26 protein-coding genes are annotated in these 26,553 nt (G+C 66.9%); 20 read left to right on the top strand and 6 right to left on the bottom strand.

Annotated elements, in window-relative coordinates; genetic code table 11:
• The 4 genes from A5699_RS00380 to ribD all read left to right on the top strand — a co-directional run.
• A partial coding sequence (locus A5699_RS00380) for a methionyl-tRNA formyltransferase (protein WP_067763758.1) occupies positions 1-789 on the top strand: 789 nt, incomplete at its 5' end.
• Positions 786-2,195 (top strand): RsmB/NOP family class I SAM-dependent RNA methyltransferase, encoded by a 1,410-nt coding sequence (locus A5699_RS00375; protein WP_067763755.1) that lies wholly within the window; start codon positions 786-788, stop codon positions 2,193-2,195. The genes A5699_RS00380 and A5699_RS00375, both read left to right, overlap by 4 nt.
• Positions 2,196-2,200: 5 nt before the next feature.
• On the top strand, positions 2,201-2,905 hold the full coding sequence (gene rpe / locus A5699_RS00370) for a ribulose-phosphate 3-epimerase (protein ID WP_067763752.1): 705 nt from the start codon (positions 2,201-2,203) through the stop codon (positions 2,903-2,905).
• Between the two features lie 14 nt (positions 2,906-2,919).
• Entirely contained in the window at positions 2,920-3,903 is a 984-nt protein-coding gene (gene ribD / locus A5699_RS00365) for a bifunctional diaminohydroxyphosphoribosylaminopyrimidine deaminase/5-amino-6-(5-phosphoribosylamino)uracil reductase RibD (protein WP_067763782.1), read from the top strand.
• Positions 3,904-4,244: 341 nt separating this feature from the next.
• Here ribD and A5699_RS00360 read toward each other — a convergent pair whose 3' ends face one another.
• Positions 4,245-5,915: an MFS transporter gene (locus tag A5699_RS00360; protein WP_067763749.1), complete on the bottom strand. Its 1,671-nt coding sequence runs from the start codon at positions 5,913-5,915 to the stop codon at positions 4,245-4,247.
• Positions 5,915-6,628: an LppX_LprAFG lipoprotein gene (locus A5699_RS00355; protein WP_067763746.1), complete on the bottom strand. Its 714-nt coding sequence runs from the start codon at positions 6,626-6,628 to the stop codon at positions 5,915-5,917. Before A5699_RS00355 ends, A5699_RS00360 begins: the two co-directional genes overlap by 1 nt.
• A gap of 269 nt (positions 6,629-6,897) precedes the next feature.
• On the opposite strand from A5699_RS00355, the gene A5699_RS00350 reads away from it, so the two are divergent.
• The 4 genes from A5699_RS00350 to A5699_RS00335 all read left to right on the top strand — a co-directional run bounded on the left by A5699_RS00350 (position 6,898) and on the right by A5699_RS00335 (position 9,945).
• The gene (locus A5699_RS00350) at positions 6,898-7,506 is read left to right on the top strand and encodes a riboflavin synthase (RefSeq protein ID WP_067763743.1); all 609 of its coding nucleotides are present in this window, start codon (positions 6,898-6,900) and stop codon (positions 7,504-7,506) included.
• Between the two features lie 162 nt (positions 7,507-7,668).
• The gene (locus A5699_RS00345; protein ID WP_067763740.1) at positions 7,669-8,997 is read left to right on the top strand and encodes a bifunctional 3,4-dihydroxy-2-butanone-4-phosphate synthase/GTP cyclohydrolase II; all 1,329 of its coding nucleotides are present in this window, start codon (positions 7,669-7,671) and stop codon (positions 8,995-8,997) included.
• The gene (gene ribH, locus A5699_RS00340; protein WP_067763738.1) at positions 8,994-9,473 is read left to right on the top strand and encodes a 6,7-dimethyl-8-ribityllumazine synthase; all 480 of its coding nucleotides are present in this window, start codon (positions 8,994-8,996) and stop codon (positions 9,471-9,473) included. The genes A5699_RS00345 and ribH overlap by 4 nt, the downstream gene beginning before the upstream one ends.
• 7 nt (positions 9,474-9,480) lie before the next feature.
• On the top strand, positions 9,481-9,945 hold the full coding sequence (locus A5699_RS00335; protein WP_067763736.1) for a PH domain-containing protein: 465 nt from the start codon (positions 9,481-9,483) through the stop codon (positions 9,943-9,945).
• 10 nt (positions 9,946-9,955) lie between these two features.
• Here the strand turns inward: A5699_RS00335 and ggt are convergent, their stop codons facing one another.
• Positions 9,956-11,920 (bottom strand): gamma-glutamyltransferase, encoded by a 1,965-nt coding sequence (gene ggt, locus A5699_RS00330; RefSeq protein ID WP_082957502.1) that lies wholly within the window; start codon positions 11,918-11,920, stop codon positions 9,956-9,958.
• Positions 11,921-11,970: 50 nt separating this feature from the next.
• On the opposite strand from ggt, the gene uvrC reads away from it, so the two are divergent.
• The 4 genes from uvrC to whiA are packed head-to-tail and all read left to right on the top strand — an operon-like array spanning position 11,971 to position 17,207.
• On the top strand, positions 11,971-14,223 hold the full coding sequence (gene uvrC, locus A5699_RS00325; RefSeq protein WP_082957501.1) for an excinuclease ABC subunit UvrC: 2,253 nt from the start codon (positions 11,971-11,973) through the stop codon (positions 14,221-14,223).
• A gap of 37 nt (positions 14,224-14,260) precedes the next feature.
• Entirely contained in the window at positions 14,261-15,175 is a 915-nt protein-coding gene (rapZ, locus tag A5699_RS00320; RefSeq protein WP_067763734.1) for an RNase adapter RapZ, read from the top strand.
• Positions 15,172-16,233 carry a uridine diphosphate-N-acetylglucosamine-binding protein YvcK gene (gene yvcK / locus A5699_RS00315; RefSeq protein WP_067763732.1) on the top strand — a complete coding sequence of 354 codons (1,062 nt, stop codon included), beginning with the start codon at positions 15,172-15,174 and terminating at the stop codon, positions 16,231-16,233. Before rapZ ends, yvcK begins: the two co-directional genes overlap by 4 nt.
• The gene (whiA, locus tag A5699_RS00310; RefSeq protein ID WP_080596716.1) at positions 16,230-17,207 is read left to right on the top strand and encodes a DNA-binding protein WhiA; all 978 of its coding nucleotides are present in this window, start codon (positions 16,230-16,232) and stop codon (positions 17,205-17,207) included. Before yvcK ends, whiA begins: the two co-directional genes overlap by 4 nt.
• A gap of 74 nt (positions 17,208-17,281) precedes the next feature.
• Here the strand turns inward: whiA and A5699_RS30115 are convergent, their stop codons facing one another.
• Positions 17,282-17,404, bottom strand: coding sequence for a hypothetical protein (locus A5699_RS30115; protein WP_255378741.1), 123 nt, complete (start codon positions 17,402-17,404; stop codon positions 17,282-17,284).
• A 150-nt stretch (positions 17,405-17,554) separates the two neighbouring features.
• Positions 17,555-17,791: a hypothetical protein gene (locus tag A5699_RS29445; RefSeq protein ID WP_197508144.1), complete on the bottom strand. Its 237-nt coding sequence runs from the start codon at positions 17,789-17,791 to the stop codon at positions 17,555-17,557.
• Positions 17,792-17,886: 95 nt separating this feature from the next.
• On the opposite strand from A5699_RS29445, the gene A5699_RS00300 reads away from it, so the two are divergent.
• The 8 genes from A5699_RS00300 to secG all read left to right on the top strand — a co-directional run bounded on the left by A5699_RS00300 (position 17,887) and on the right by secG (position 25,748).
• Positions 17,887-18,528 (top strand): TetR/AcrR family transcriptional regulator, encoded by a 642-nt coding sequence (locus A5699_RS00300; RefSeq protein ID WP_067763730.1) that lies wholly within the window; start codon positions 17,887-17,889, stop codon positions 18,526-18,528.
• A gap of 5 nt (positions 18,529-18,533) precedes the next feature.
• The gene (locus tag A5699_RS00295) at positions 18,534-19,445 is read left to right on the top strand and encodes a sterol desaturase family protein (RefSeq protein ID WP_067763728.1); all 912 of its coding nucleotides are present in this window, start codon (positions 18,534-18,536) and stop codon (positions 19,443-19,445) included.
• 130 nt (positions 19,446-19,575) lie between these two features.
• Positions 19,576-21,351, top strand: coding sequence for an ABC transporter ATP-binding protein (locus tag A5699_RS00290; protein WP_067763726.1), 1,776 nt, complete (start codon positions 19,576-19,578; stop codon positions 21,349-21,351).
• Positions 21,348-22,340, top strand: coding sequence for a phospholipase D-like domain-containing protein (locus tag A5699_RS00285; protein ID WP_067763724.1), 993 nt, complete (start codon positions 21,348-21,350; stop codon positions 22,338-22,340). Before A5699_RS00290 ends, A5699_RS00285 begins: the two co-directional genes overlap by 4 nt.
• 87 nt (positions 22,341-22,427) lie before the next feature.
• Positions 22,428-23,450 (top strand): type I glyceraldehyde-3-phosphate dehydrogenase, encoded by a 1,023-nt coding sequence (gap, locus tag A5699_RS00280; RefSeq protein ID WP_067763721.1) that lies wholly within the window; start codon positions 22,428-22,430, stop codon positions 23,448-23,450.
• Positions 23,451-23,455: 5 nt separating this feature from the next.
• Positions 23,456-24,682, top strand: a complete 1,227-nt coding sequence (gene pgk / locus A5699_RS29730) for a phosphoglycerate kinase (protein WP_067763718.1) — start codon at positions 23,456-23,458, stop codon at positions 24,680-24,682.
• 3 nt (positions 24,683-24,685) lie between these two features.
• The gene (gene tpiA / locus A5699_RS29725; RefSeq protein WP_067763715.1) at positions 24,686-25,471 is read left to right on the top strand and encodes a triose-phosphate isomerase; all 786 of its coding nucleotides are present in this window, start codon (positions 24,686-24,688) and stop codon (positions 25,469-25,471) included.
• A 43-nt stretch (positions 25,472-25,514) separates the two neighbouring features.
• Positions 25,515-25,748 (top strand): preprotein translocase subunit SecG, encoded by a 234-nt coding sequence (gene secG / locus A5699_RS00265; protein ID WP_067763712.1) that lies wholly within the window; start codon positions 25,515-25,517, stop codon positions 25,746-25,748.
• A gap of 75 nt (positions 25,749-25,823) precedes the next feature.
• Here secG and deoC read toward each other — a convergent pair whose 3' ends face one another.
• Positions 25,824-26,540 (bottom strand): deoxyribose-phosphate aldolase, encoded by a 717-nt coding sequence (deoC, locus tag A5699_RS00260; RefSeq protein WP_067763709.1) that lies wholly within the window; start codon positions 26,538-26,540, stop codon positions 25,824-25,826.
• Positions 26,541-26,553: the final 13 nt, after the last annotated feature.

The following is a 26,553-nucleotide window of genomic DNA, read 5'->3' as shown; positions in this document are numbered from 1 at the left end:
CCCGTCGCGCAGCTGGCGCTCGAGCACGACATCCCGGTGCTCCGGCCGGCCAAGCCCAACTCCGACGAGTTCGTCGCCGAGCTGACCGAGCTGGCACCCGACTGCTGCGCCGTCGTCGCCTACGGCGCCCTGCTGAGCGAACGCCTGCTCGCCGTGCCCCGGCACGGCTGGATCAATCTGCACTTCTCGTTGCTGCCGGCCTGGCGCGGGGCGGCCCCGGTGCAGGCCTCGCTGGCCGCCGGTGACGAGGTGACCGGCGCCACGACGTTCCTCATCGAGCCGGCGCTCGACTCGGGTCCGGTCTACGGGGTGGTCACCGAGCGGGTACGCGACGCCGATACGGCCGGCGAACTGCTTGGGCGGCTTGCTGATTCGGGCGCGGCGCTGCTGGAGTCGACGTTGGACGGTATTGCCGAGGGCGCGCTGACAGCCGTACCGCAGCCGGCCGACGGGGTGAGCCTGGCGCCCAAGATCACCGTGGAGTCCGCCCGCGTTCGGTGGGAGCTGCCGGCCCACGTCATCGACCGGCAGATCCGTGCCGTCACCCCGAATCCCGGTGCCTGGACCATGATCGGGGACCTACGCGTCAAGGTCGGTCCGGTCACGGTGGAGCCGTCGGACATTTCGTTGACCCCGGGGGAAATCCGCGTCGAACGCAATGCGGTGCTGGTCGGCACGGGCTCGCAGCCGGTGCGGCTCGGCCAGATCCAGCCACCGGGCAAGAAACTCATGAACGCCGCCGACTGGGCCCGCGGCGCGCGGCTCGACGAATCGGTGCGCGCATCATGAGCCGGCCGTCGAATCGCCCGAACCGTCCCCAGCAGAATAACCGCCAACACCGCCGCACCCCGCTGGATCCGGCCCGCCGCGCCGCGTTCGATGTGTTGCGCGCGGTTACCGAACGTGATTCCTACGCCAACCTGGCGCTGCCCGCGCTGCTGCGCGAGCGCGGCATCGAGGGCCGGGACGCCGCCTTCGCCACCGAGTTGACCTATGGCGCCTGCCGCACCCTGGGCCTGCTCGACGCCGTCATCGCCGCCGCGGCCGGCCGTCCGACCGAGCGGATCGACCCCGTGCTGCTCGATCTGCTGCGCTTAGGCGCCTACCAGCTGTTGCGGACCCGGGTCGAGCCGCACGCCGCGGTGTCCACCACCGTCGAACAGGCCGGTATCGAATTCGACACGGCCCGAGCGGGTTTCGTCAACGGTGTGCTGCGAACCATCTCCCGTAGCACCGAGCAGGAGTGGATGGAGCAGCTCGCGCCGTCGGCATCGACCGATCCGGTCGGCCACGCCGCATTCCTGCACGCCCACCCGCGCTGGATCGCCCAGGCCTTCACCGACGCACTCGGCGCCCGGGCCGGTGAGCTCGACGCCCTGCTGACCAGTGACGACGAGCGCCCCGTGGTGCACCTGGCGGCGCGACCCACGGCAATGACGGCAGCCGAGCTGGCCGAACAGTCCGACGGCACCTTTGGCCGGTACTCGCCGTATGCGGTGTATCTGCCCGGTGGTGACCCCGGACAATTGGCGGCCGTGCGCGACGGTGCCGCCCAGGTGCAGGACGAGGGCAGCCAGCTGGTCGCCCGCGCCCTTACGCTGGCCGAACTCGACGGCCCGGACAACGGTCGCTGGCTCGACCTGTGCGCGGGCCCGGGCGGCAAGACCGCCCTGCTGGCCTCCATCGGTGCGGCTTCGGGCGCCCGGGTCACCGCGGTCGAGCCCGCACCGCGGCGTGCCGATCTGGTCGAGGAGAACACCCGCGGGCTCGACGTCGACGTCCGGCGCGTCGACGGCCGGGAATCCGGCCTGAAACCCGGCTTCGACCGCGTCCTGGTCGACGCTCCCTGCACCGGGCTGGGCGCACTGCGCCGACGCCCCGAAGCGCGGTGGCGACGCCGGCCCGGCGATGTCCCAGGGCTGGCGAAACTGCAGCGCGAGCTGCTCGCCGCGGCCATCGCGCTGACCCGCCCCGGCGGCGTCGTCCTCTACGCGACCTGTTCGCCACACCTGGCCGAGACGGTCGGGGTGGTGGCCGACGCCGTACGCCGGCATCCGGTGACCCAACTCGACACCCGGGAGATGTTTGCCCCGGCCGAGGATCTCGGTGACGGACCGCACGTGCAGCTGTGGCCGCACCGGCACGGGACCGATGCGATGTTCGCGGCGGCTCTGAAAGTCGGGAAAGTAGGCTGACCGCCATGGCAGAACCCCGCGCACGCGAGGAGCACAAGACTCCACTGATCGCCCCGTCCATCCTGTCCGCGGACTTCGCGAGGCTGTCCGATGAGGTCGCCGCGGTAGCTGGGGCCGACTGGCTGCATGTCGACGTGATGGACAACCACTTCGTGCCCAACCTCACGTTGGGTCTGCCGGTGGTGGAGTCCCTGCTCAAGGCGACCGACATCCCGATGGACTGCCATCTGATGATCGACCAACCCGAACGCTGGGCGCCGCCGTACGCCGAGGCCGGCGCCTACAACGTCACGTTCCACGCCGAGGCGACCGACAACCCGATCGGTGTGGCCCGCGATATCCGGGCCGCCGGTGCCAAGGCCGGGCTGTCGGTGAAACCGGGCACCCCGCTGGAGCCCTACCTGGAGATCCTCAAGGAGTTCGACACCCTGCTGGTGATGTCGGTCGAGCCAGGATTCGGTGGGCAGAAGTTCATTCCGGAGGTGCTGGCCAAGGTGAGTACCGCGCGCCGGCTCGTCGATGCCGGTGAGCTGACCATCGTCGTCGAGATCGACGGCGGCATCAACGCCGACACCATCGAACAGGCCGCCGAGGCCGGTGTGGACTGCTTCGTCGCCGGTTCCGCGGTGTACAGCGCCGCCGATCCGGCCGCCGCCGTGAAATCCCTGCGCCGGCAGGCCGCCACCGCTTCCCGACATCTGACACTGTGACGCCCGAGGCCGCGATGCGGCTGGCCATCGAGCAGGCCGAACAGGTCAAAGGCACGACCTACCCCAATCCGCCGGTCGGAGCGGTGATCCTGGACGCCGACGGTCAGATCGCCGGCGTCGGCGCGACGCAACCGGTTGGCGGTCCGCACGCCGAGGTGGTCGCGTTGCAGGCGGCGGGGGACCGGGCCAAGGGCGGCGCCGCCGTCGTCACCCTGGAACCGTGCAATCACCACGGTCGCACCCCACCGTGCGTGGATGCGCTTCTGGCAGCCGGCATTTCGACGGTCACCTATGCGGTGTCCGACCCCAACCCGGCAGCGGCCGGCGGCGCGCAACGGCTCGTCGACGCGGGCGTCACCGTCAGCCCCGGTGCGCTCGCCGACGAGGTCGAGCAGGGTCCGTTGCGGGAATGGCTGCACAAGCAGCGCACCGGATTGCCGTATGTCACATGGAAATTCGCGACGAGTGTGGACGGTCGCAGCGCGGCCGCCGACGGTTCCAGCCAGTGGATCACCAGCGAGGCGGCGCGGGCCGACGTCCATCGCAAGCGGGCGGCGGCCGATGCGATCGTGGTGGGAACCGGCACGGTGTTCTTCGACGATCCGACATTGACCGCACGGAATGCCGACGGCACGTTGACAACTCATCAACCGCTACGGGTGGTGGTCGGCATGCGCGAGGTGTCCTCGGATGCCAATGTGCTCAACGACGATTCCCACACGATGCTCATCCGTACCCACGATCCGCACGAGGTGATGCGCTCGCTGGGGGATCGGACCGACGTGTTGCTGGAGGGCGGGCCGACGCTGGCCGGCGCGTTCCTGCGCGCGGGCGTGGTCAACCGGATCCTGGCCTATGTGGCACCGATTTTGCTGGGGGGCCCGATCACGGCGGTCGACGACATCGGCGTGCCCAGCATCACGCACGCTCAGCGATGGCGATTCGACGGCATCACAGCGATCGGGCCGGATGTCCGACTGAGCCTCGTGCCCAACTGAGAGGCATCTCGCAGCAGACGGACAGTCCTGATTAGGGTGACCTAAGTTAGGCTCGTTGCATACCGCGCGGATGCGGCAGTGATCGGTACACTCGTACCAGAGCGCGTTCACTGCCGAATATGCGCCGGGTGAACACGAGCAAAGGACACGAGCATGACTGCACTGCAGGACTGGCTCCCCTTCCCGACATCAGCCTCGAGAACGATGGCGTCCCGAATGACCCCTCGCACGATCCGGGCGCTGGTGCGCGTCCCGTTACGCATGGCGCTGCCCGGTCGGCCGGTGCCGGCCGACCGGGAACCACGCTTGCTGAACCCTGGGATCGAACGCTGCTGAACTGATCAGCTCGAGCGGTGGCGTCCCGGCGGCTGATTCGGCAACTGAACCGGCTCGTCGCCGCTCTGGACCGGTAGAACCTCCGTCGCGGCGTACAGCTGCCCGGTGGAAAAATCGCGATCGTCATCGACGTCGTCAGTGGGCTCTGCATCCACCGCGTCGGCGTGCTCACGGCGGCCACTGATCAGCAGCCCCAACAGCGCCCCGACCACACAGACCACGGCTGCGATCTCGAAGATGTCGCCGTACATCATCACGTAGGCCTCGCGATACCGCACGGCCTGTGCGCTCAGTCGCTCGGCCAGCGTCATGGTGCGTGAGCTGTCGGCGGCGGCCAGGGTGGCCAGGTGCTGGTTGAACCGGTAGAAGCCCCAGGCCGACAGTGAGGCGATGCCGATGAGCATGCCGATCATGCGGGCCACCACCACGGCCGCCGACGCGATGCCGTGCTGCGCGTCGGGCACCACGCGCAGCGTCGCCGAGGTCAGGGGACCGATCACCAGCCCCAACCCCAGGCCCACGATCGCCAGATCGGTGTCGAGCGTCGGAAGGCTGAACAGCATCAGGTTGTGCCGGGCGGTCTCCACGTCGGCCGACCAGTGCGCCACCAGCAAGAAGCCGCCGGCGGCGATCAGCAGACCGAGAAACGCGATGATCCGGTCGCCGACTCGAGTGGCCAGCCAGCCGCCGATCACCGCGCCGATCGGCAACGCGATCAGGAAGTGCAGCAGCAGGAACGCCGCCTGGTTCTGGTCTTTGCCGAGCACGCCCTGCCCGAACAGCTCGACGTTGACCAGGGTGACCATCAACGCCGCACCGGCACACAGCGAGGCCGCCAGCGCCGCCAGGAAGGGGCGGAAGTGGATGCCGGCCGGCTCGATGAGGCGGGTCTTGGCCACCTTCTCCCAGGCGAAGAACGCCACTGCGGCCACCAATGCGCCGATCAGTACCGGGAGGCCCCAGCTGGGCAGCACCTGCTTGCCGTCGGGTTCGGGGTTGTAGAGGCCGACGACGGCCAGCCCCAGCGCGATCGCCAGCAGCACCCCGCCGACCACGTCGACCTTCTCCGGTGGCTGGTCGCGGTCTCTGGACGGCAGGCTGAAGTGGATCAGCACCATCGCCAGCACGGCCAGCGGCACGTTGACCCAGAACACCGCCTGCCAGTGGTGGAACAACCAGACCAGCCCGATGCCGTACATCGGGCCCAGCACCGCGCCGAGTTCCTGCGCGGCACCGACCCCACCGAGCACCCCGGCCCGGTTACGGGCCGACCACAGGTCGGCGGCCAGGGCCAGTGTGACGGGCAGCAACGCGCCGCTGGCCGAACCCTGGATGACGCGCCCGATCACCAACGGAACCAGGTCGGTGGACAGTGCGGTGATCACCGAGCCGATCGCGAACCCGCCGAGGCCCACCTGGATGAGCATCTTGCGGCCGAACCGGTCCGAGGCCCGCCCCAGCAGTGGCATGGCGGCGATATACCCGAGCAGATAGCCGGTGATGATCGGCGTGACCTGCTGAATCTGGTTGATCGCGATGCCGACATCTCGCATGATGTCGACCATGATCGTGATCACCACGTAGGTGTCGAGCGCGCCGAGCAGCACCGCCAGGCTGCCCGCGCCGATCGCGATCCGCCGATTCCCCCGGGAGGTCAGCGTCCCCGCGCCCTGCATCAGGAACCAGGCTTGGTGACGGTGACCTGCTTGCCCCAGTCCGACAGCGTCATGGTGATGCTGGTGTCGGGCTTGGGCTCGATCTTGGCCTGCAGCAGCGCATGGTCACCCTCTTCGGCGATCCAGGCGGTGGCCGGCACCTGCCCGCTGGCCTCCAACTGCGGTGCGATCTTGTTGACCGCGTCGGCGCTGACCGTGCCGGTCACCCGGACTCCTTCGGTGCCGTTGATCGACTCGCGGTCCTCGGCCTTGGCGTCGCTGAAGTTCGCCAGCAGGTTGGACAGGCCGGTCTCGGGGTTCAGGATCGCCGAGACATCGTAGATGTCGGCCGCCGGACCGTAGGACGACAGGGGATCGCCCGGGGTCAACGCGGCGAACAGCTCACCGTCGGCGACGACGAACTTGGCGTCGGAGATCTTCTGACCCATGAAGTTGAGGTTCACCGTGCCCTGGGCGGCGACCGCGGGGGTGTTGGTGAGGTCGCCTTCGAGCTTTTCGATCGGCAGCCGCTTGATCTCGCCGGTCACCCCCAGATTCAGGTGCACACTCTGGTAGGCCTTCGTGGTCGCCGAGGACTCCTGCAGCAGCGTGGCTGCATCGGGCAGGGGCTCGGTGGATTTCTCCGGTGACGACGAACAACCGGCGACCAGGGCGCCGGTGGCCAGGACGGTGGCGAGCAGGGACTGGACGGCGAAGCGTGGGCGCGTCTGCATGACTGCATAGTAGAGGTTGGTCGCGCACGGTTGTTTTATCTGAACGCATCCACCGCCGATCGGCCGAGGCTGATTCACCTGTCGGTCGTTTGCTGTCGAGGATGCGGTCCGGCGATGTTGCCGGCTGTCGTTGTCAATATCGGTGAAACGCGGTAATCGATTGTGCCGCAGCAGTTTTCATCGTCGACGGGGGCTGAGCCGGTGGCGCTGACCGTCGCCCACCGAGCGGGCGGCGCATCGGCCTGCCCGGTGGCGTCTAACCTGGTGACGTGTTCACCGGAATCGTCGAAGAACTCGGTGAGGTCGTCGACAAACACGACCTCAGCGATGCCGCCCGATTTGTCATCCGTGGTCCGGTGGTGACCGCTGATGCCCGCCATGGCGATTCCATAGCGGTCAACGGCGTGTGCCTGACCGTGGTCGAGGTATTGGCCGACGGCAGCTTCAGTACCGATGTCATGGCCGAGACGCTGACCAGGTCGAGCTTGGCCGCGCTGTCCGCCGGGTCGGCGGTGAACCTGGAGCGCGCGGCCGCGGTCAACAGCCGGCTGGGCGGTCACATCGTGCAGGGGCACGTCGACGGCACGGGCCAGGTGGTGGCCCGTACGCCGTCGGAGCACTGGCAGGTGGTCCGCATCTCGATGCCGGCGGCGTTGTCGCGGTACCTGGTGGAAAAGGGCTCGATCACCGTCGACGGCATCTCGCTGACGGTGTCGGCGCTGGGCCGCGACGATTCCGGTGACTGGTTCGAGGTGTCACTGATCCCGACCACCCTGGCGTCGACGACGTTGGGTGAGGCCGCGGTGGGCACCCCGGTCAACCTCGAGGTCGACGTCATCGCCAAGTACGTCGAACGGCTGTTGAGTCACCGGGACTGACCCTTCTGCCTCGGCTGCCGGTGCCCTGACCAGAACGAATGTCGTCCGCGTCACATCTACGCGGGGCCACGGGGATCATTTGGCCGCAGCCCATGGTTCATACTGGAGTCGGCACCTGGTCCCGCGTCGGGGCCGGGAATTCGAACAGGCAAGGTGGCACAGATGACCAGGCTCGATTCCGTCGAGAGGGCGATAGCCGATATCGCGGCGGGCAAAGCCGTGGTGGTGATCGACGACGAGGACCGCGAGAACGAGGGCGATCTCATCTTCGCGGCCGAGAAGGCCACCCCCGAGCTGGTTGCGTTCATGGTCCGCTACACCTCCGGTTACCTGTGCGTGCCGCTGGACGGCGAGATCTGCGATCGGTTGGGCCTGTTGCCGATGTACGCGGTCAACCAGGACAAGCACGGCACCGCCTACACCGTCACGGTGGACGCGAGAAAAGATGTGGGAACAGGCATCTCGGCGTCGGACCGGGCCACCACGATGCGTGCCCTGGCCGATCCGTCGACCGTTCCCGACGACTTCACCAAGCCCGGCCACGTGGTTCCGCTGCGCGCCAAGGACGGTGGCGTGCTGCGTCGCCCGGGACACACCGAGGCTGCCGTCGACCTGGCCCGGCTGGCCGGGCTGCAGCCCGCCGGCGCGATCTGCGAGATCGTCAGCCAGAAGGACGAAGGCGACATGGCGCGCACCGACGAGCTGCGGGTCTTCGCCGACGATCACGACCTGGCCTTGATCTCGATCGCCGATCTGATCGAGTGGCGGCGCAAGCACGAAAAGCACATCGAGCGCATCGCCGAGGCGCGGATCCCCACCCGGCACGGTGAGTTCGTGGCGGTGGGCTACAAGAGCATCTACGAGGACGTCGAGCACGTTGCGCTGGTGCGCGGCGATATCTCCGGACCGGCCTCCGACGGTCACGATGTCCTGGTGCGGGTGCACTCCGAATGTCTGACCGGCGACGTGTTCGGCTCGCGGCGCTGCGACTGCGGCCCGCAGCTGGATGCGGCGATGGCGATGGTGGCGCGCGAAGGCCGCGGCGTCGTTCTCTACATGCGCGGGCACGAGGGCCGCGGTATCGGCCTGATGCACAAACTGCAGGCCTATCAGTTGCAGGACGCCGGCGAAGACACCGTCGACGCGAACCTCAAGCTCGGGCTGCCGGCCGACGCGCGCGATTACGGCATCGGGGCGCAGATCCTGGTCGATCTCGGTATCCGCTCCATGCGGCTGCTGACCAACAACCCGGCCAAGCGGGTCGGTCTGGACGGCTACGGGCTGCACATCATCGAGCGGGTTCCGCTGCCGGTGCGGGCGAATTCGGAGAACATCCGCTACCTGATGACCAAGCGCGACCGGATGGGCCACGACCTCATCGGGTTGGAAGATTATGACGAAGCGGTGAGCATGGACGACTACGACGAGGCGGTGTACCTGCTGGGTGACCGCAGGCCGTCCGGCACGACCGATTCGGGTTCGAGCCTGTGAGCGGTCACGGAGTCCCGGATCTGCCCCAGGTCGACGCGTCGGATGTGAAACTGGCAATCGTGGCCAGCACCTGGCACACCACCATCTGCGATGCGTTGCTGGATGGCGCGCGCAAGGTCGCCACCGCGGCCGGGGTCGCCGAACCGACGGTGGTGCGTGTGCTCGGCGCCATCGAAATCCCCGTGGTGGCACAGGCTTTGGCGGCGACGCACGACGCGGTGGTGGCGTTGGGCGTGGTGATCCGCGGTCAGACCCCGCATTTCGACTACGTGTGCGATGCGGTGACGCAGGGCTTGACCCGCGTCTCGTTGGATGCGGCGACCCCGGTCGCCAACGGTGTGCTGACCACCAACAACGAGGAGCAGGCCCTGGACCGGGCCGGCCTGGCGGATTCCAGCGAGGACAAGGGCGCGCAGGCCGCGGCCGCCGCCCTGTCCACGGCGCTGACGTTGCGAGAGCTGCGCGCCGACGCGTGACGCACAGATGACCGACAAGAAGACCGACGACAGCTGGGATGTTGACATCCGGCCGTATCGCACACCGTTATTCGCGTATGGCGCGGCACTGATCATCTTCGCCGCGCATGTCGCGGTCGGTGTGTTGTTGAAGGTGGGTTCCACCGGAGTGGTGTTCCAGACCTCCGACCAGGTGGCCATCGCACTCCTGGGGGCGATCATCGCGTGCGTGGTGCTGATGTTCGCCCGGCCGCGGCTGCGGGTTGGTCCGGCCGGGATGGCTGTGCGGAACCTGGTGAGCTTCAAGGTGATTCCCTGGTCCGAGGTGGTCGGCGTCGAGTTCCCGGCCGGGGCCCGCTGGGCCCGGCTCGATCTGCCCGACGACGAGTACATCCCGTTGATGGCGATCCAGGCGATCGACAAGGAGCGGGCCGTGGCGGCCATGGACGACGTCCGCGAGCTGATCGAGCGTTACCGTCCCCAAACCGGGTGATACCGACCGGTCAACCGGCGTCGCCGAGCACCATGCCCTCCCGGCGCGGGTCGGCGCCACCGATCCAGCCCGACGTCGTGCGTACCAGCGCCGACAGCCCGCTGGACTGATCGGCCAGTGACACCTGGTGTCCGAGTGCCCGCAGACCTTCGACCAGTTGGTCGCGGTCACCGTTGGCAACCGTGTCGACCGACGGATGCTCCCCACCGACGTTGGTGACGGGCGTGTTGGCCGCACCGAAGTCGATCATCGACACCGCCTGCTGTGGGTCCAAATTCCAATCCATGATGCCGACAAGGCTTTTCACCACGAATTGAACGATGACCGCACCGCCGGGGGAGCCCAGCACCGCATACACCGGCCCACGCTTCGGGCCTGCCATGTCGAACACCAGGGTGGGTGCCATGGTGCTGCGCGGACGCTTGCCGGGTTGGACCCGGTTGGGGATCGGATGCCCTTCCAGGCTGGTCGGCTCGGCGGAGAAGTCGGTGAGCTGGTTGTTGAGCAGGAATCCGTCGACCATGTGGAAGGAGCCAAAGGCGGATTCGATGGTGGTGGTCAGCGACGCCGCATTGCCGAAGCTGTCGATCACGCTGATCTGGCTGGTGCCGTGCTCGGGAGCCGGCGGCACGGTGATCGGTGGGGCGAAGTCCCCGGGTGCGGCCACACCCATCGTGTGTGCCCGGGAGATCAGTGCGGCCCGGCCGGTGAGGTAGGCGCCGCTGAGGAGGGTGTAGGCCGACCCACCGGGCAACGGCACGAAATCGGTGTCGGCGACGTAGCGATCTCGGTCGGCGTAGGCGAGCCGTTCGGCCTCTGAGATCAGATGTACCCCCGTCACCGACGGGTGACCGCCGTTGAGGTCGAGCCGGGTGGGTTTGTAGTCGCTCATCGGGAAGTGCTCAAGGATGCCGAGGGTGGCTGCCACCGCGATGCCTCCCGAGGACGGCGGTGGCATGCCGCAGATCTCGCGTCCGCGGTAGCTGGTACACACCGGGTCGCGTACTTTGGCCCGGTAGCCGGCGAGGTCCTGCTCGGTCATGGCGCTGGGCGTGCGGCCGCCGGCGGTGTCGGTGGCGGCGGCCACGATCGCCCGGGCGATGTCGCCGGTATAGAACGCCTGAGCTCCTTCGGATGCGATGGCGCCCAGTGTTTTTGCATAGGCCGGATTCGTCATGCGGGTGCCCACCGGCTTCGGGCTGCCGTCGGAGTTGAGGAAATACTCACCGGCGGTCGGGTCCAGCCGGAGTTGCGGTGCGGCGTCCTCGATCGCCGCTGCCAGGCGTGGACTCACGTCGAATCCACGGTCGGCGATCGACACGGCGGGATCGAACAGGTCGCGCCAGGCCTTCTTGCCGAACTGGCGATGGACGTCGTCGAGCAGGCGCACGATGCCCGGCACTCCGATGGATCGGCCCGACGAGCGCGCGTCGGGCTTGGGCGGCGTGCGGTCGGTGTCGGACACCCAGCGCAGGTAGTTCTCGGTGGCCGCGGCCGGTGCGGTTTCGCGGCCGTCAAACGCATGTAGCGCGTTGCCCGCCGCGTCGTAGTACAGCAGGAAGCCGCCCCCGCCGATACCGGAAGCCTGCGGTTCGACCAGGCCGAGCACGGCCTGCGCGGTCACCAGGGCGTCGGCAGCCGTCCCGCCGTCGCGCAGCACTTTGCAGGCGGCTTCGGACGCCAGGGGATTGGCGGTGGCCACCATATAGGTGGCGGTACGTACGGCCGTCATGTCGCTGCGGTAGCCGGTGCCGATCTCGGGTTTGGTGGCCAGATCGCGGGTGGGCTGCGGCGTCGGCGGCAGGGCCGGGGCCGCGGGAGGCGGCTTTGCTGTCGGCGTGCCGTTGGACAGCATCTGGCACGGCCCGGCGCCGGTCCCCGCCGGGCGCCCGCTGCCACCGGCGCATCCGGCAAGGATCACTGCGACGACACTGAGCAGGGCGATGACCGCACGCGTAGACGCCAGCAACCGCACAGTTCGACGGTAGCGGAGTTCAGTCGGATCGCGGCAGTAACCTGGAAACCGTGCCCGATCCAGCGACGTACCGGCCGGCGCCCGGATCGATACCTGTGGAGCCTGGCGTATACCGGTTCCGTGACCCGCACGGTCGGGTCATCTACGTCGGCAAGGCCAAGAGTCTCCGCAGCCGTCTGACGTCGTACTTCGCCGACATCGCGAGCCTGGCGCCGCGTACCCGGCAGATGGTGATGACGGCCGGCAGCGTCGAGTGGACGGTGGTCACCACCGAGGTCGAGGCGCTGCAGCTGGAGTACAACTGGATCAAGGAGTTCGATCCACGCTTCAACATCCGCTACCGCGACGACAAGACGTATCCGGTGTTGGCGGTCACACTCAACGAGGAGTATCCGCGGCTGATGGTGTACCGCGGGCCGCGCCGCAAGGGAGTCCGCTACTTCGGCCCCTATTCGCACGCCTGGGCCATCCGCGAGACGCTCGACCTGCTCACCCGAGTTTTCCCGGCCAGAACCTGCTCGGCTGGAGTGTTCAAGCGCCACAAGCAGATCGATCGTCCATGCCTGCTCGGCTACATCGACAAATGCTCGGCACCGTGCATCGGCCGGGTCAGTGCCGAGGAGCACCGGCGGATCGTGTTGGACTTCTGCGACTTCCTGGCCGGCAAGACCGACCGGCTGGCCCGCGACATGGAGCAGCAGATGACGGCGGCCGCCGAGGCGTTGGACTTCGAGCGGGCCGCCCGGTTGCGTGACGACATCGCGGCGCTCAAGCGGGCGCTGGAGAAACAGGCCGTGGTGCTCGGCGACGGCACCGATGCCGACGTGGTGGCGTTCGCCGACGACGATCTCGAGGCGGCCGTGCAGGTGTTCCACGTGCGGGGTGGCCGGGTGCGTGGGCAACGTGGCTGGATCGTCGAGAAGTCTTCGGAGCCGGAGGCGACCGGTGATTCGGAGCCGGAGGCGACCGGTGATTCGGAGCCGGAGGCGACCGGTGATTCGGAGCCGGAGGCGACCGGTGGTTCGGAGCCGGAGCAATTCGGGCGACAACAATTGGTCGAGCAATTTCTCACCCAGTTCTACGGCGAGCAGGCCGAACTCGGCGGTGCGGCCGACGAGGCCACCAATCCAGTGCCGCGGGAGGTCCTGGTGCCGGTGCTGCCGCCGAATGCCGACGAACTGGCGGCGTGGCTGTCGGGACTTCGCGGTTCGCGGGTAAGCCTGCGGGTGCCCCTGCGCGGCGACAAACGCACCTTGGCCGAGACCGTGCAGCGCAACGCGCAGGAGGCGCTGGCCCAGCACAAGCTGAAGCGCGCCGGTGACTTCAACGCGAGATCCGAAGCACTGCAGAGCATTCAGGACAACCTAGGGCTGGCCGACGCTCCGCTGCGGATCGAATGCGTCGATATCAGCCATGTGCAGGGCACCGATGTGGTGGCCTCGCTCGTGGTGTTCGAGGACGGTCTTCCGCGCAAGTCGGATTACCGGCATTACGCGATCCGGGAGGCCGCCGGTGACGGCCGCTCCGATGACGTCGCGTCGATCGCGGAGGTGACGCGCCGGCGATTTTTGCGGCACGTGGCCGACAGCCAACCCGACCCGAGCGCTGAACAACGTCCGCGCCGGTTCGCCTATCCACCCAACCTGTTCGTAGTGGACGGCGGTGCACCTCAGGTGAATGCGGCCTCGGCAGTGCTCGAGGAGTTGGGCGTCACGGACGTCGCGGTGATCGGTTTGGCCAAGCGGTTGGAAGAGGTGTGGGTGCCGGGGGAGCCAGATCCGGTGATCTTTCCGCGCAACAGTGAAGGGCTGTATCTGCTGCAGCGGGTGCGCGACGAGGCGCACCGATTCGCGATCAGCTACCACCGCAGCAAACGGTCCAAGAGGATGACGGCGTCGGCGCTGGATTCGGTGCGTGGGTTGGGCGAGCAGCGACGTAAGGCGTTGGTGATGCATTTCGGTTCGGTGGCCCGGCTCAAGGAGGCCACGGTCGAGGAGATCACCGCGGTGCCGGGGATCGGTGTGGCGACGGCGAGGGCGGTCCTGGCTGCGCTCGGCGGCGAGCCGCCGAATGTGCCGAGCGGCGAGCCGCCGAATGTGCCGAGCGGCGAGCCGCCGAATGTGCCGAGCGGCGAGCCGCCAAGTGTGCCGAGCGGGGAGCCGCCGAATGCGCCGAGCGGCGAGCCGCCAAGTGAGCCGCCAGTTGAAAATGGTGATCGGCTAAGTGAGAACAGCGTCGGACTGGGCGTTTCAGGGACGCCTGCAACGGATATCGAGGATGATCGACGCAGGGTGTCGGGATGACGGATGACGGAGACATGAGAAGCCAGGCGGATCGCGCATGAATGAACACCTGCGCGAGAGCGGGATTGTCGGTGGTGCAGACGCAGACTCGGATATCGACGTGGTGTTGGTCACCGGCCTGTCTGGAGCGGGCCGTGGCACCGCCGCCAAGGTGTTGGAGGATCTCGGCTGGTACGTCGCCGACAATCTCCCGCCGGAGCTGATCGCGCGCATGGTCGAGTTGGGCTTGGCTGCCGGATCACGGATCACCCAGCTGGCCGTGGTGATGGATGTGCGCTCGCGTGGCTTCACCGGAGACCTGGACTGGGTCCGCAATGAGCTGGCGGCCAGGAGCATCACGCCGCGAGTGTTGTTCCTCGAGGCCTCCGACGACATCCTGGTGCGTCGCTACGAGCAGAACCGGCGGAGTCACCCGCTGCAGGGCACACAGACCCTGGCCGAAGGCATCGCCGCCGAGCGTGTGTTGTTGGCACCGGTTCGCGCGGCGGCCGATCTGGTGATCGACACCTCGGCACTGCCGGTGCCGGCGTTGCGGGAGAGCATCGAGCGGGCGTTCGGCGGTGAGACGGTGTCCTACACGAACGTCACCGTGGAGTCTTTCGGCTACAAATACGGACTGCCGATGGATGCCGACACGGTGATGGATGTGCGGTTCCTACCGAACCCACACTGGGTCGACGAGTTACGACCGCACACCGGCCAGCATGCGGATGTGCGCGACTACGTGCTCGGCCAACCGGGCGCCAGAGAGTTTCTCGACACCTACCATCGTCTGTTGGACGTGGTGATCGCCGGATACCGCCGGGAGGGGAAGCGTTATATGACCGTCGCCATCGGGTGTACCGGCGGCAAACATCGCAGCGTGGCGATTGCCGAGGCGCTGGCGGAACGGTTGCAGGGCGGTGACGGGCTGACGGTGCACGTGTTGCACCGGGATCTGGGTCGCGAATGACCGCCCGCATCGTCGCCCTCGGCGGAGGGCATGGTCTGTACGCCACGTTGTCGGCGGCCCGCAGGCTGAGTCCGCATGTGACGGCCGTGGTGACGGTGGCCGATGACGGGGGCTCATCGGGGCGGTTGCGCAGCGAACTCGATGTCGTGCCTCCCGGTGACTTGCGAATGGCCTTGGCGGCGTTGGCCTCTGACAGCCCGCACGGGCGGCTGTGGGCGACCATCATCCAGCACCGGTTCGGAGGCAGCGGGGCATTGGCCGGTCACCCGATCGGCAATCTGATGTTGGCGGGTCTCAGCGAGGTGCTGGCCGATCCGGTCGCCGCGCTCGACGAGCTGGGCCGCATTCTCGGCGTCAAGGGTCGGGTGCTGCCGATGTGTCCGATCGCACTGCAGATCGAGGCCGATGTCGCGGGTCTGGAAACCGATCCCAGGATGAGCCGGGTGATCCGCGGTCAGGTGGCGATCGCCACCACGGTGGGCAAGGTGCGTCGGGTCCGGCTGCTGCCGGGTGATCCGCCGGCCACCCGGCAGGCCGTGGAGGCCATCATGGCCGCCGATCTCGTGGTGCTCGGCCCCGGTTCGTGGTTCACGAGTGTGATTCCGCACGTTCTGGTGCCGCAGTTGGTGGCGGCGTTGCGTTCGACGACGGCGCGCCGCGCACTCGTGCTGAACCTCGCGGCAGAACCCGGCGAGACGGCAGGGTTTTCGGCGGAGCGCCATATTCATGTGCTGGCCCAGCATGCACCCGATTTCAGCGTGCATGACATCATCGTCGATGCCAGCCGGGTGCCGAGCGACCGGGAACGGGAGCAACTCAGCCGCACCGCCAACATTCTCAACGCTCGCGTGGAGTTTGCTGACGTGTCTCGACCTGGTACACCTTTACATGACCCGGCGAAATTGGCCGCGGTGCTGGAGGGCGTCCGGTTGCGTGCGTCGACACCTGGGCGGGCCGTGCCAGAATCGACCGTTCCCACACCGGCTCCGAGGTCGGTCGATGTCGCACATCGGGAGCCGGCGCCGAACACACCGAGAGGGGACAATCCGTGGCGATGACAGCCGAGGTGAAAGACGAGCTGAGTCGCCTCGTAGTCAACTCGGTGAGCGCGCGCCGCGCGGAGGTGGCCTCGCTGCTGCGCTTTGCCGGTGGTCTGCACATCGTCGCGGGTCGCGTGGTGGTGGAAGCCGAGGTGGATCTCGGCATCATCGCGCGGCGGCTCCGCAAGGACATCTACGACCTGTACGGCTACAACGCGGTGGTGCATGTGCTGTCCGCCAGCGGTATCCGCAAGAACACACGTTATGTGGTGCGGGTGGCCGCCGACGGCGAGGCGCTGGCCCGGCAGACCGGCCTGCTCGATCTGCGCGGCCGGCCGGTGCGTGGCCTGCCCGCGCAGGTGGTCGGCGGCAGCGTCGGCGATGCCGAGGCCGCCTGGCGCGGAGCGTTTCTCGCCCACGGCTCGTTGACCGAGCCGGGACGCTCGTCGGCGCTGGAGGTCAGCTGCCCCGGTCCGGAGGCGGCGCTGGCTCTCGTCGGTGCGGCCCGCCGGCTCGGGGTGAGCGCCAAGGCGCGTGAAGTCCGCGGCAGTGACCGGGTCGTGGTGCGCGACGGCGAGGCGATCGGTGCACTGCTGACCCGGATGGGGGCGCAGGACACCCGGTTGACGTGGGAGGAGCGGCGCATGCGCCGCGAGGTCCGCGCGACCGCCAATCGCCTGGCCAATTTCGACGACGCGAACCTGCGCCGATCCGCGCGCGCCGCGGTGGCCGCGGCCGCCCGGGTGGAACGCGCGCTGGACATCCTGGGCGACGGGGTACCTGACCATCTGGCCGCCGCCGGCAAGCTGCGGGTCGAACACCGTCAGGCCTCACTGGAGGAGTTGGGCCGGCTCGCAGATCCGCCGATGACGAAAGATGCTGTGGCCGGTCGGATTCGACGTCTGCTGTCGATGGCTGATCGGAAGGCGAAGCAGGAGGGGCTTCCCGACACCGAGTCGGCGGTCACCCCGGATCTGCTCGACGACGCCTGAGCGCCTCTGTCTTGACAAGCATCGTCAACTAGCGAAATTCGCTGTTGCCAAGTCCTTTTGGCGGTGCCGCGGTGTCAGCTGTGTAGTGGATAACTGCGGTATTCGGGCTCCGGCGGCCCGAATTCGATGGCGTTGTCGTCGAGGCCGTTGGTGATCGTGATCCGGTCGTGGGCGAAGCCGAAACTGACCGCGACCATATCGCTGCCGCTCCACACGAGAAGTTCGACGGTGTGAAGCTGTTGTCCGTGAAAGGCTGCAAGCCGTAGACATGCGTCGTCTCGCCACGCCAGGGAGATGTCCTTCGGGTCCTCGCCATAGGCGATCGGCTCACTGGGGTCGATGCTGTTTCAGGTGATGGACAGATCGTCGACTTTCTGGTGGGTGAGCTCTACCTGCTCGCCCTCGAAGTCCAACAAGACCGGCCAGTCGGCGTACCACTCATCGCGGATGTGGTTCCAGACCAGCCAGCTGTTGGTGAGGCGGCGACCGACCTGTGCGTGCAATCGAAGCCCGTGGGCACGGGCAATCGTGTGACGCCCGGTGAGCCATTGCGGCTGGTACCCCCGAATCCCTAAGTAGGACACCCGCCGATTATCCCGAGCGGCCGCTGGACAGGCGCTTGAATATTTCGGATAGCGATCACTATCCGAAATTCCAGATAACGGCTACTATCTGAAATATGGTCGATGATCGACGTGACGACGAAGCGGCGCCGGTGCGCCGGACGCGGGCCGAGAACCAGGCCCGAACCCGGGCGGCACTCTTGGACGCGGCCGCCCAGACCTGCGCCCGAAAGGGCTACGCCGCGGCGTCGGTCGACGAGATCGCCGCGGCCGCGGGGTATTCGGTCGGTGCCGTGTATTCCAACTTCTCCAGCAAGGAGCAGATGTTCTCCGAGCTGATGAATGAGCGTGCCTCCGGTCGGCTTGACCAGGTGGCGCAGTCCATCTCCGAGAACGACGACGGTCCACTGACCGCTTTGGGTCGGGTGCTCGTCGAGATCGCGGACAACGACATCGAATTCGAGGCGATCCAGGCGGAGTTCTGGCTGCACGCCGTGCGCAACCCCGACGCCATGCAGATCCTGCGAGAGCGGTCGGCACGCACGCTGGCCTCGCTGCGCGAAATCCTTGCCGCCGCACTGGAGTGCAACAAGATCGACGTCAGCGTCTCGGTGGACGGATTCGCCGTGGTGGTGCTCGCGCTGTTCCAGGGCCTGATCCGGCAACGGCGTATCGACCCGGACCGGGTCCCGGAGGAACTGTTCGGCCAGGCGCTGGCCTGGCAGTTGGCCGGTATGCCCAAGAAAGACAAGGGATAACCGCGATGGATCCGATCCGGATCGGGCTCTACGCCATGCCCGCCTTCTTCGTCCTCATGGCGGTCGAGTTCCTCAGTTACCGCTTCGACAAAGACGATGATCCGCGGCCCCGGGCCGGCATCTCCTGGCGGGACACCGGCACCAACCTCTCGATCTATGTGCTGGGATTCATCCTGCGGCCGTTGGACAAATTCATCGCGGTCCCGCTGGTCGCGATCGCGGCATCCGTGACGCCGCTGCACCTCTCGGCATCGCACTGGTGGGTCTGGGTGCTGGCCATCGTGCTGGCCGATCTGGCCTACTACCTGCAACACCGGATGTCGCACCGCATCCGGCTGTTCTGGGCCGCCCACAACGTGCACCACTCGAGCCAGTACTTCAACCTGTCCACGGCCACCCGGTTGTCCTGGCTGATACCCGGATCGTTTCTGGCCACCATCGGTTACGCCGGGTTGGCGCTCATCGGCATCCCGGCCTGGCTGGTCTTCCTGTCGCAGGCGATCGTGCTGCTCTACCAGTTCCCGATCCACACCGAGCGCATCGACCGGTTGCCCCGCGTCATCGAGTACGTGTTCAACACCCCGTCCCATCACCGCGTGCATCACGGCGCCAACAACCCCTACCTCGACAAGAACTACGCCGGCATCTTCATCCTGTGGGACCGGATGTTCGGCACCTTCGTCGCCGAGGGCGAACCGGTCCGGTACGGGCTGACCAAGAACATCGACACCTACAACCCCGTCAAGGTGAACTATCACGAGTTCGTCGCCATGCTCGGTGACGTCTGGCGCGCCCGGACCTGGCGCGGCCGACTCGGCTACCTGTTCGGCCCACCCGGATGGAGCGAAAGCCCCGACAGCGCAACGACTGTCGGGGACACGGAGCAGAAGCTGACGGCGGCAGCGTCGGCAAGCTAGGCGAATCGGTCTGCGTAGTTGCCGACACCCAGCGGGATGTCGCCATTGCGTCGCGCCGGCGCCACCGGGGCGTTGTAGGGTGTGGCGACAAACTTCGACGTCAACACCAACAATCGAGGCGGCGCTCGCGATGAGACTGATTCTTGAGCTGATCCGCCCCTATCGGTTGCTGGTCGCGGGGATCTTCGCGGTGCTGCTGGTACAGATCGCCACGGGACTGGCCGCGCCGTGGCCGTTGAAGGTCGTGCTGGACAGCGTGGTCGGCCACCATCCGCTGCCCGGCTGGCTGCACGGTCTGCTGCAGCCGCTACTCGGCGGTGAAGGCAAGATGCACATCGCCGGGTTGGCCGCGATCATGGTGTTCGTCATCGCGGTCGTCGCCGCGGTGGCAAGTTATGTGGCCAATTATCTGACCGAGACCGTCGGCCAGCGCATCGGCAACGATCTGCGCACCCGCGCCTACCACCACCTGCAGCAGTTGTCGCTGAACTATTTCGACACCCACCGGGTCGGGCCGATCCTGAGCACGCTCACCGACGACGTCGACACCATCCAGGGCTTCGCGTCGGCCTCCACGCTGGGCATCGCGACCGATCTGCTGACCATTGTCGGGATGTTGGCCATGATGCTATGGCTGCAATGGGATTTCACGCTCATCGCGCTCGCGGTGGCGCCGTTGCTACTGTTGTTCGTCTCGCGGATCCGCAAGGCCGTCAAGGCCGCCACACATGAGGTGCGCAAGCGGGAATCCGACATTGTCGCGGTCGCCGAGGAGGGCCTGCAGTCGATCCGCGTGGTCAAGGCGTTCGACCGCGAGGAGTTGCAGGAACGCCAACTGGCGATCGTCGGCCAGCAGGCCGTGGATGCCGCACTCAATGCCCGGCGGGTGAAGTCGGTGGTGTCGCCGATCGTCGGCGTGGTGGTGGCCGCCTGTACCGCCGTGGTGTTGTGGCGGGGTTCGGCGCTCATCCTCGCGGGTGCGATGACGGCGGGCACACTGACCGTGTTCATCTCCTATCTGGCGTCGTTCTTCAAGCCGGTCCAGGACCTGGCCAAGCTCACCAACACCATCGCCATGGCCTCCGTCGGCGTCGACCGCGTCAACGCCCTGCTGACCGCCGAGACATCGGTTCAGGAGAAACCCGACGCGATCGAGCCTGAGCAGCTCACGGGAGCGATCAGCTTCGAGCGAGTGGCATTCAGTTACGACAGCGCGACACCCGTGCTGCGCGACGTCACGTTCGAGGTCCAGCCCGGCCAACTCGTCGGCGTCGTCGGACACACCGGGAGCGGGAAATCCAGTCTGGTCAGCCTTATTCCGCGGTTCTACGATCCGAGCGCGGGCACGGTCCGGATCGACGGGATCGACCTGCGCGACTACAAACTGCACGAACTTCGCCGCCAGATCGCCTACGTCCTGCAGGACACGGTGCTGTTCCGGGGCACCATCCGAGACAACATCGCCTTCGGCCGTCCCGACGCCGATCACGACGAGATCATCGAGATGGCGAAACTGGCCAACGCCCATGAGTTCATCTCCGAGATGCCCCTGGGCTACGACAGCCCGGTGGGCGAGCGCGGGTTGACGCTCTCCGGCGGCCAACGTCAACGCATCGGCATCGCCCGTGCGCTCATCCGTGACAGCCCGATCCTCATTCTCGACGAACCGACCGCGGCACTCGACGCCGAATCCGAGCACCTGGTGATGTCGGCGTTGCAGCGTCTGATGAACGGACGCACGGTGATCACGATCGCCCACCGGCTCAGCACGATTCGCGATGCCGACAAGATCGTCGTGCTGGAGGAGGGCCGGGTGATGGAGCAGGGCACGCACACCGAACTGCTCACCGCCGGCGGCAGATACGCCGAGTTGCACCGCATCCAATACGAGGACGAGACAACGTGACGCGTTCGCTGATCATCCTGCCTGACGACTCGGCGAAGCCCGTGATCGATGCGATCGGGGGATCCACCCGTTCCGTGCGGATCAAGATGTTCGCGTTCAGCCACCGGCCGCTGCTGGAGGCGGTGGTGGCCGCCCACCGGCGCGGCGTGGACGTCAAGGTCATGCTCAATCCCGAGCGGCGCGATGGGGAGACCGACAACGACGCTGCACGAGAAATGTTGCAGCAGTTCGGTATCGAGGTCCGCCAGAGCAACCCCGCCTTCGACCTGACACACGAGAAGTCCATGGTCGTCGACGACGAGTACGCCTTCGTCGAATCATTGAACTGGACCGACGAGAACTTCACGGTGACACGCGATTACGCAGTGGTGACCCCCAGTGCCTACGAGGTCGCCGAGATCATCGACTGCTTCGAAGCGGATTGGGCGCGTCAGGATTTCAACCCCGGCGGCGGAGCCCACCTGATCTGGTGTCCGTCCAACGGGCGGCATCGCATCGCCGAGTTCATCGACCGCGCCGAGCACACCCTGTTCGTGCAGAACGAGCGTTATCAGGACCCGGTGATCATCGAGCGCCTCGTGCGGGCGGCGCATCGGGGCGTCAAGGTGCACGTCATGGCCCGGGCGCCCCACCACCTCAAGGCGGGCAAGCTGCTCGAAGGAGTCAGTGGGATGCGCATCTTGGACGACGTCGGCATCAAAATCCACCGGCTCAAGCACATGAAGCTGCACGCCAAAATGATCCTGGCCGACCACGAGCGGGCGATTGTCGGCTCGATCAACTTCTCCCCGGGCAGCTTCGATCATCGTCGCGAGTTGGCCATCGAAGTCACCGATCACCACATCCTCAAACGACTGAACGAGGTGGCCCACCACGACTGGAAACATTCCGCGCCGATGGACCTCTCTGACGAGGGCCTGATCGCCGATCTCGTCGGCCAGGATCCGCACGAACTCGACCAACTGGCCCTACACGACCGCGAAATCTGATGCACTGACCGGACCGCGCGGCAAGGCTTTGACGCTACTAGGCTGGCGACGGGCAGTTCAGTTAACGGCAACTGTAGGGAGAATCACGTGACGATCCGGGTAGGCGTTAACGGCTTCGGCCGCATCGGACGCAACTTCTATCGGGCCCTGGCGACACAGCAAGCCGAGGGCAAGAACACCGACATCGAGATCGTGGCAGTCAACGACCTCACCGACAACGCCACCCTGGCTCACCTGTTGAAGTTCGATTCGATCCTCGGCCGCCTCCCGCAGGACGTCAGCCTCGAAGGCGAAGACACGATCGTCATCGGCGACAAGTCGATCAAGGCCCTCGCGATCAAGGAAGGTCCCGCGGCCCTGCCATGGGGCGACCTCGGAGTCGACGTGGTCGTCGAGTCGACCGGCATCTTCACCAAACGTGACAAGGCCCAGGGCCACCTGGACGCGGGCGCCAAGAAGGTCGTCATCTCGGCGCCGGCCACCGACGAGGACATCACCATCGTGTTGGGCGTCAACGACGACAAGTACGACGGCAGCCAGAACATCATCTCCAACGCCTCCTGCACCACCAACTGCCTCGGCCCGCTGGCCAAGGTGCTCAATGACGAGTTCGGAATCGTCAAGGGCCTGATGACCACCATCCACGCCTACACCCAGGACCAGAACCTGCAGGACGGCCCGCACAAGGATCTGCGCCGCGCCCGCGCTGCCGCGCTGAACATCGTGCCGACCTCCACCGGTGCCGCAAAAGCAATCGGCCTCGTCTTACCTGAACTGAAAGGCAAGCTCGACGGCTATGCCCTGCGCGTGCCGATCCCCACGGGTTCGGTCACCGATCTGACCGCCGAGCTGGCCAAGTCGGCGTCCGCCGACGAGATCAACGCCGCGATGAAGGCCGCAGCAGAAGGACCGATGAAGGGAATCATGAAGTACTACGAGGCGCCGATCGTGTCGAGCGACATCGTCACCGACCCGCACAGCTCGATCTTCGACTCGGGTCTGACCAAGGTCATCGACAACCAGGCCAAGGTCGTCTCCTGGTATGACAACGAATGGGGATACTCGAACCGCCTCGCCGATCTGGTCGCACTCGTAGGGAAGTCGCTCTAATACCAATGACTGTCAAGACACTCACTGACCTGTTGTCCGTGGGCCTGGAAGGGCGGGGCGTACTGGTGCGCTCCGACCTCAACGTCCCCCTCGATGACGAGGGCAACATCACCGACCCCGGTCGCATCATCGCGTCGGTACCCACCCTCAAAGCCCTGGCCGAGGCCGGCGCCAAGGTCGTCGTGACCGCGCACCTGGGCCGTCCCAAGGGCACTCCGGATCCGAAGCTGTCGCTGGCCCCGGTGGCCGCGGCGCTGGGGGAGAAGCTCGGACGCCACGTGCAGCTGGCCGGCGATGTGGTCGGCACCGATGCGCTGGCCCGCGCCGAGGGCTTGACCGACGGTGACATCCTGCTGCTGGAGAACATCCGCTTCGACCCGCGTGAGACCAGCAAGGACGACGCCGAGCGGTTGGCGCTGGCCAAGGCGCTGGCCGCGCTGGTCGAAGGTGCCGACGGCTCACCGGGTGCCTTCGTCTCCGACGGCTTCGGCGTGGTGCACCGCAAGCAGGCCTCGGTGTACGACGTGGCCACCCTGCTGCCGCATTACGCAGGCACGCTGGTCGACGCCGAGGTCAAGGTGCTCGAGCAGTTGACCAGCTCCACCGAGCGACCGTACGCAGTGGTGCTGGGTGGGTCGAAGGTGTCCGACAAGCTCGCGGTCATCGAGAACCTCGCCACCAAGGCCGACAGCCTGATCATCGGCGGCGGCATGTGCTTCACTTTCCTTGCTGCCCAAGGTGTTTCGGTTGGAACCTCGCTGTTGCAGGAGGAGATGATCGACACCTGCAAGGAACTCCTCGAGAAGTACGCCGACGTCATCCACCTTCCCGTCGACATCGTGGTGGCCGACAGGTTCGCCGCGGATGCCGAACCGGAGACCGTGGCCTCCGACCGTATCCCCGACGGCAAGATGGGCCTGGACATCGGTCCGGAGTCGGTCAAGCGTTTCACCGCCCTGCTGTCCAACGCCAAGACCGTGTTCTGGAACGGTCCCGTGGGTGTGTTCGAGTTTCCCGCGTTCTCGGCGGGCACCAAAGGCGTGGCCGAGGCGATCATCGGTGCCACCGCCAAGGGCGCGTTCAGCGTCGTCGGCGGGGGTGACTCGGCGGCTGCGGTGCGTCAGCTCGGTCTGGCCGAGGACGGTTTCTCACATATCTCGACCGGCGGCGGGGCGTCGCTGGAATACCTTGAGGGCAAATCCCTGCCCGGCATCGAAATCCTGGAGTCCTGACATATGGCCCGTAAGCCGCTGATCGCCGGCAACTGGAAGATGAACCTCAACCATTTCGAGGCCATCGCGCTGGTACAGAAGATCGCATTCGCCTTGCCGGACAAGTACTTCGACAAGGTGGACGTGACCGTCATCCCACCGTTCACCGACCTGCGCAGCGTGCAGACCCTGGTCGACGGCGACAAGCTGCGGCTGACCTATGGCGCCCAGGACCTGTCGAAGCACGATTCGGGCGCCTACACCGGTGAGATCAGCGGGGCGTTCCTGTCCAAGCTCGGTTGCAGCTTCGTGGTGGTGGGGCACTCCGAGCGGCGCACGTACCACGGCGAAACCGACGAGACCGTGGCCGCCAAGGCCGCCGCGGCGTTCAAGCACGGCATCACCCCGATCATCTGTATCGGCGAGCAACTCGAGGTGCGTGAGGCCGGCAACCATGTCGAGTTCAATGTGAACTCGTTGCGCGGCTCCCTGGCCGGCCTGAGCAAGGAACAGATCGGTCAGGCCGTCATCGCCTATGAGCCCGTGTGGGCGATCGGCACCGGGCGGGTGGCCAGCGCCGCCGACGCCCAGGAGGTCTGCAAGGCCATCCGCGCAGAGCTGGGTAACCTGTCGTCGCCTCAGCTCGCGGCGGGTGTCCGGGTGCTCTACGGCGGGTCGGTCAACGCCAAGAACGTCGGTGAGATCGTCGCGCAGGGCGATGTGGACGGAGCACTGGTCGGCGGCGCGTCGCTCGACGGTGAGCAGTTCGCGACGCTGTCGGCGATCGCCGCGGGCGGGCCGCTGCCGTAACCCGCGGCGGGCGTCCGACGGTTCACCCGGTAGTCTTTACGGCATGGAATTGGCCCTGCAGATCACCCTGGTCGTGACCAGTGTGCTGGTCGTGCTCCTGGTACTGCTGCATCGCGCAAAAGGTGGCGGTCTGTCCACCCTGTTCGGTGGCGGTGTGCAGTCCAGCTTGTCCGGCTCCACGGTGGTGGAGAAGAACCTCGACCGGTTGACGCTGTTCGTCACCGGTATCTGGCTGGTCTCGATCATCGGCGTCGCGCTGCTGATCAAGTACGGCTGAGCAGTTCCGTCAGGCACCAAAAGGACGCCGCCCCGGTGTGAAACCGGGGCGGCGTCCTTTTTCCTGTCCGGTGGCTCAGTAGCCGGAGGCTTGCTGGTTGTTGTCGGCGTTGTTGTCGGGGCTCGTGTCAGAGTCCAGCAGCGTGCGCGTGCCCGACACCCCGAGACGGGTGGCCCCGGCGACGATCATGGCCCGGGCCTGTTCCAGGGTGCGCACCCCACCGGAGGCTTTGACCGCGAGCCCGCTGTCGCGGACGGTGCGGTACATCAGGTCGACCGCGTGCACGCTGGCCCCGCCGGCCGGGTGAAAGCCCGTGGACGTCTTGACGAAGTCGGCGCCCGCTGTGGCGGCCGCACCGCACACTCCGACGATCTCGGCGTCGGTCAGCGCAGCCGACTCGATGATCACCTTCAGCACTGTCGGCGCGGGCACCGCGGCCCGCACCGCGGCGATGTCGGCCTCGACCCGATCGAACGCACCTTCCTTTGCCGCACCGATGTCGATCACCATGTCGATCTCGTCGGCCCCGTTGCGCACCGCCTCGGCCGCCTCGGCAGCCTTCACCGCCGAGGTGTGTTTTCCGCTCGGAAAGCCGCATACCGCAGCCACTTTGAGGTCGGAATCAGACGGCACCTCGATCGGCAGCATCGACGGCGACACGCACACCGAATAGGTGCCCAACGCCACGGCCTCGGCGATCAGCGCAGCCACATCGGCGGCCGTGGCCTCCGGCTTGAGTAGGGTGTGGTCGATCATCGCGGCGACCTCGGTCGGCGTCGGTGGCGTGGTCATCGGATTCGGATCC

Source organism: Mycobacterium sp. E802 (genome assembly GCF_001666875.1).
GTDB lineage: Bacteria > Actinomycetota > Actinomycetes > Mycobacteriales > Mycobacteriaceae > Mycobacterium.
The sequence above is the reverse complement of the archived record's forward strand: the minus strand, read 5'-3'. Positions and strand labels throughout refer to the sequence as shown.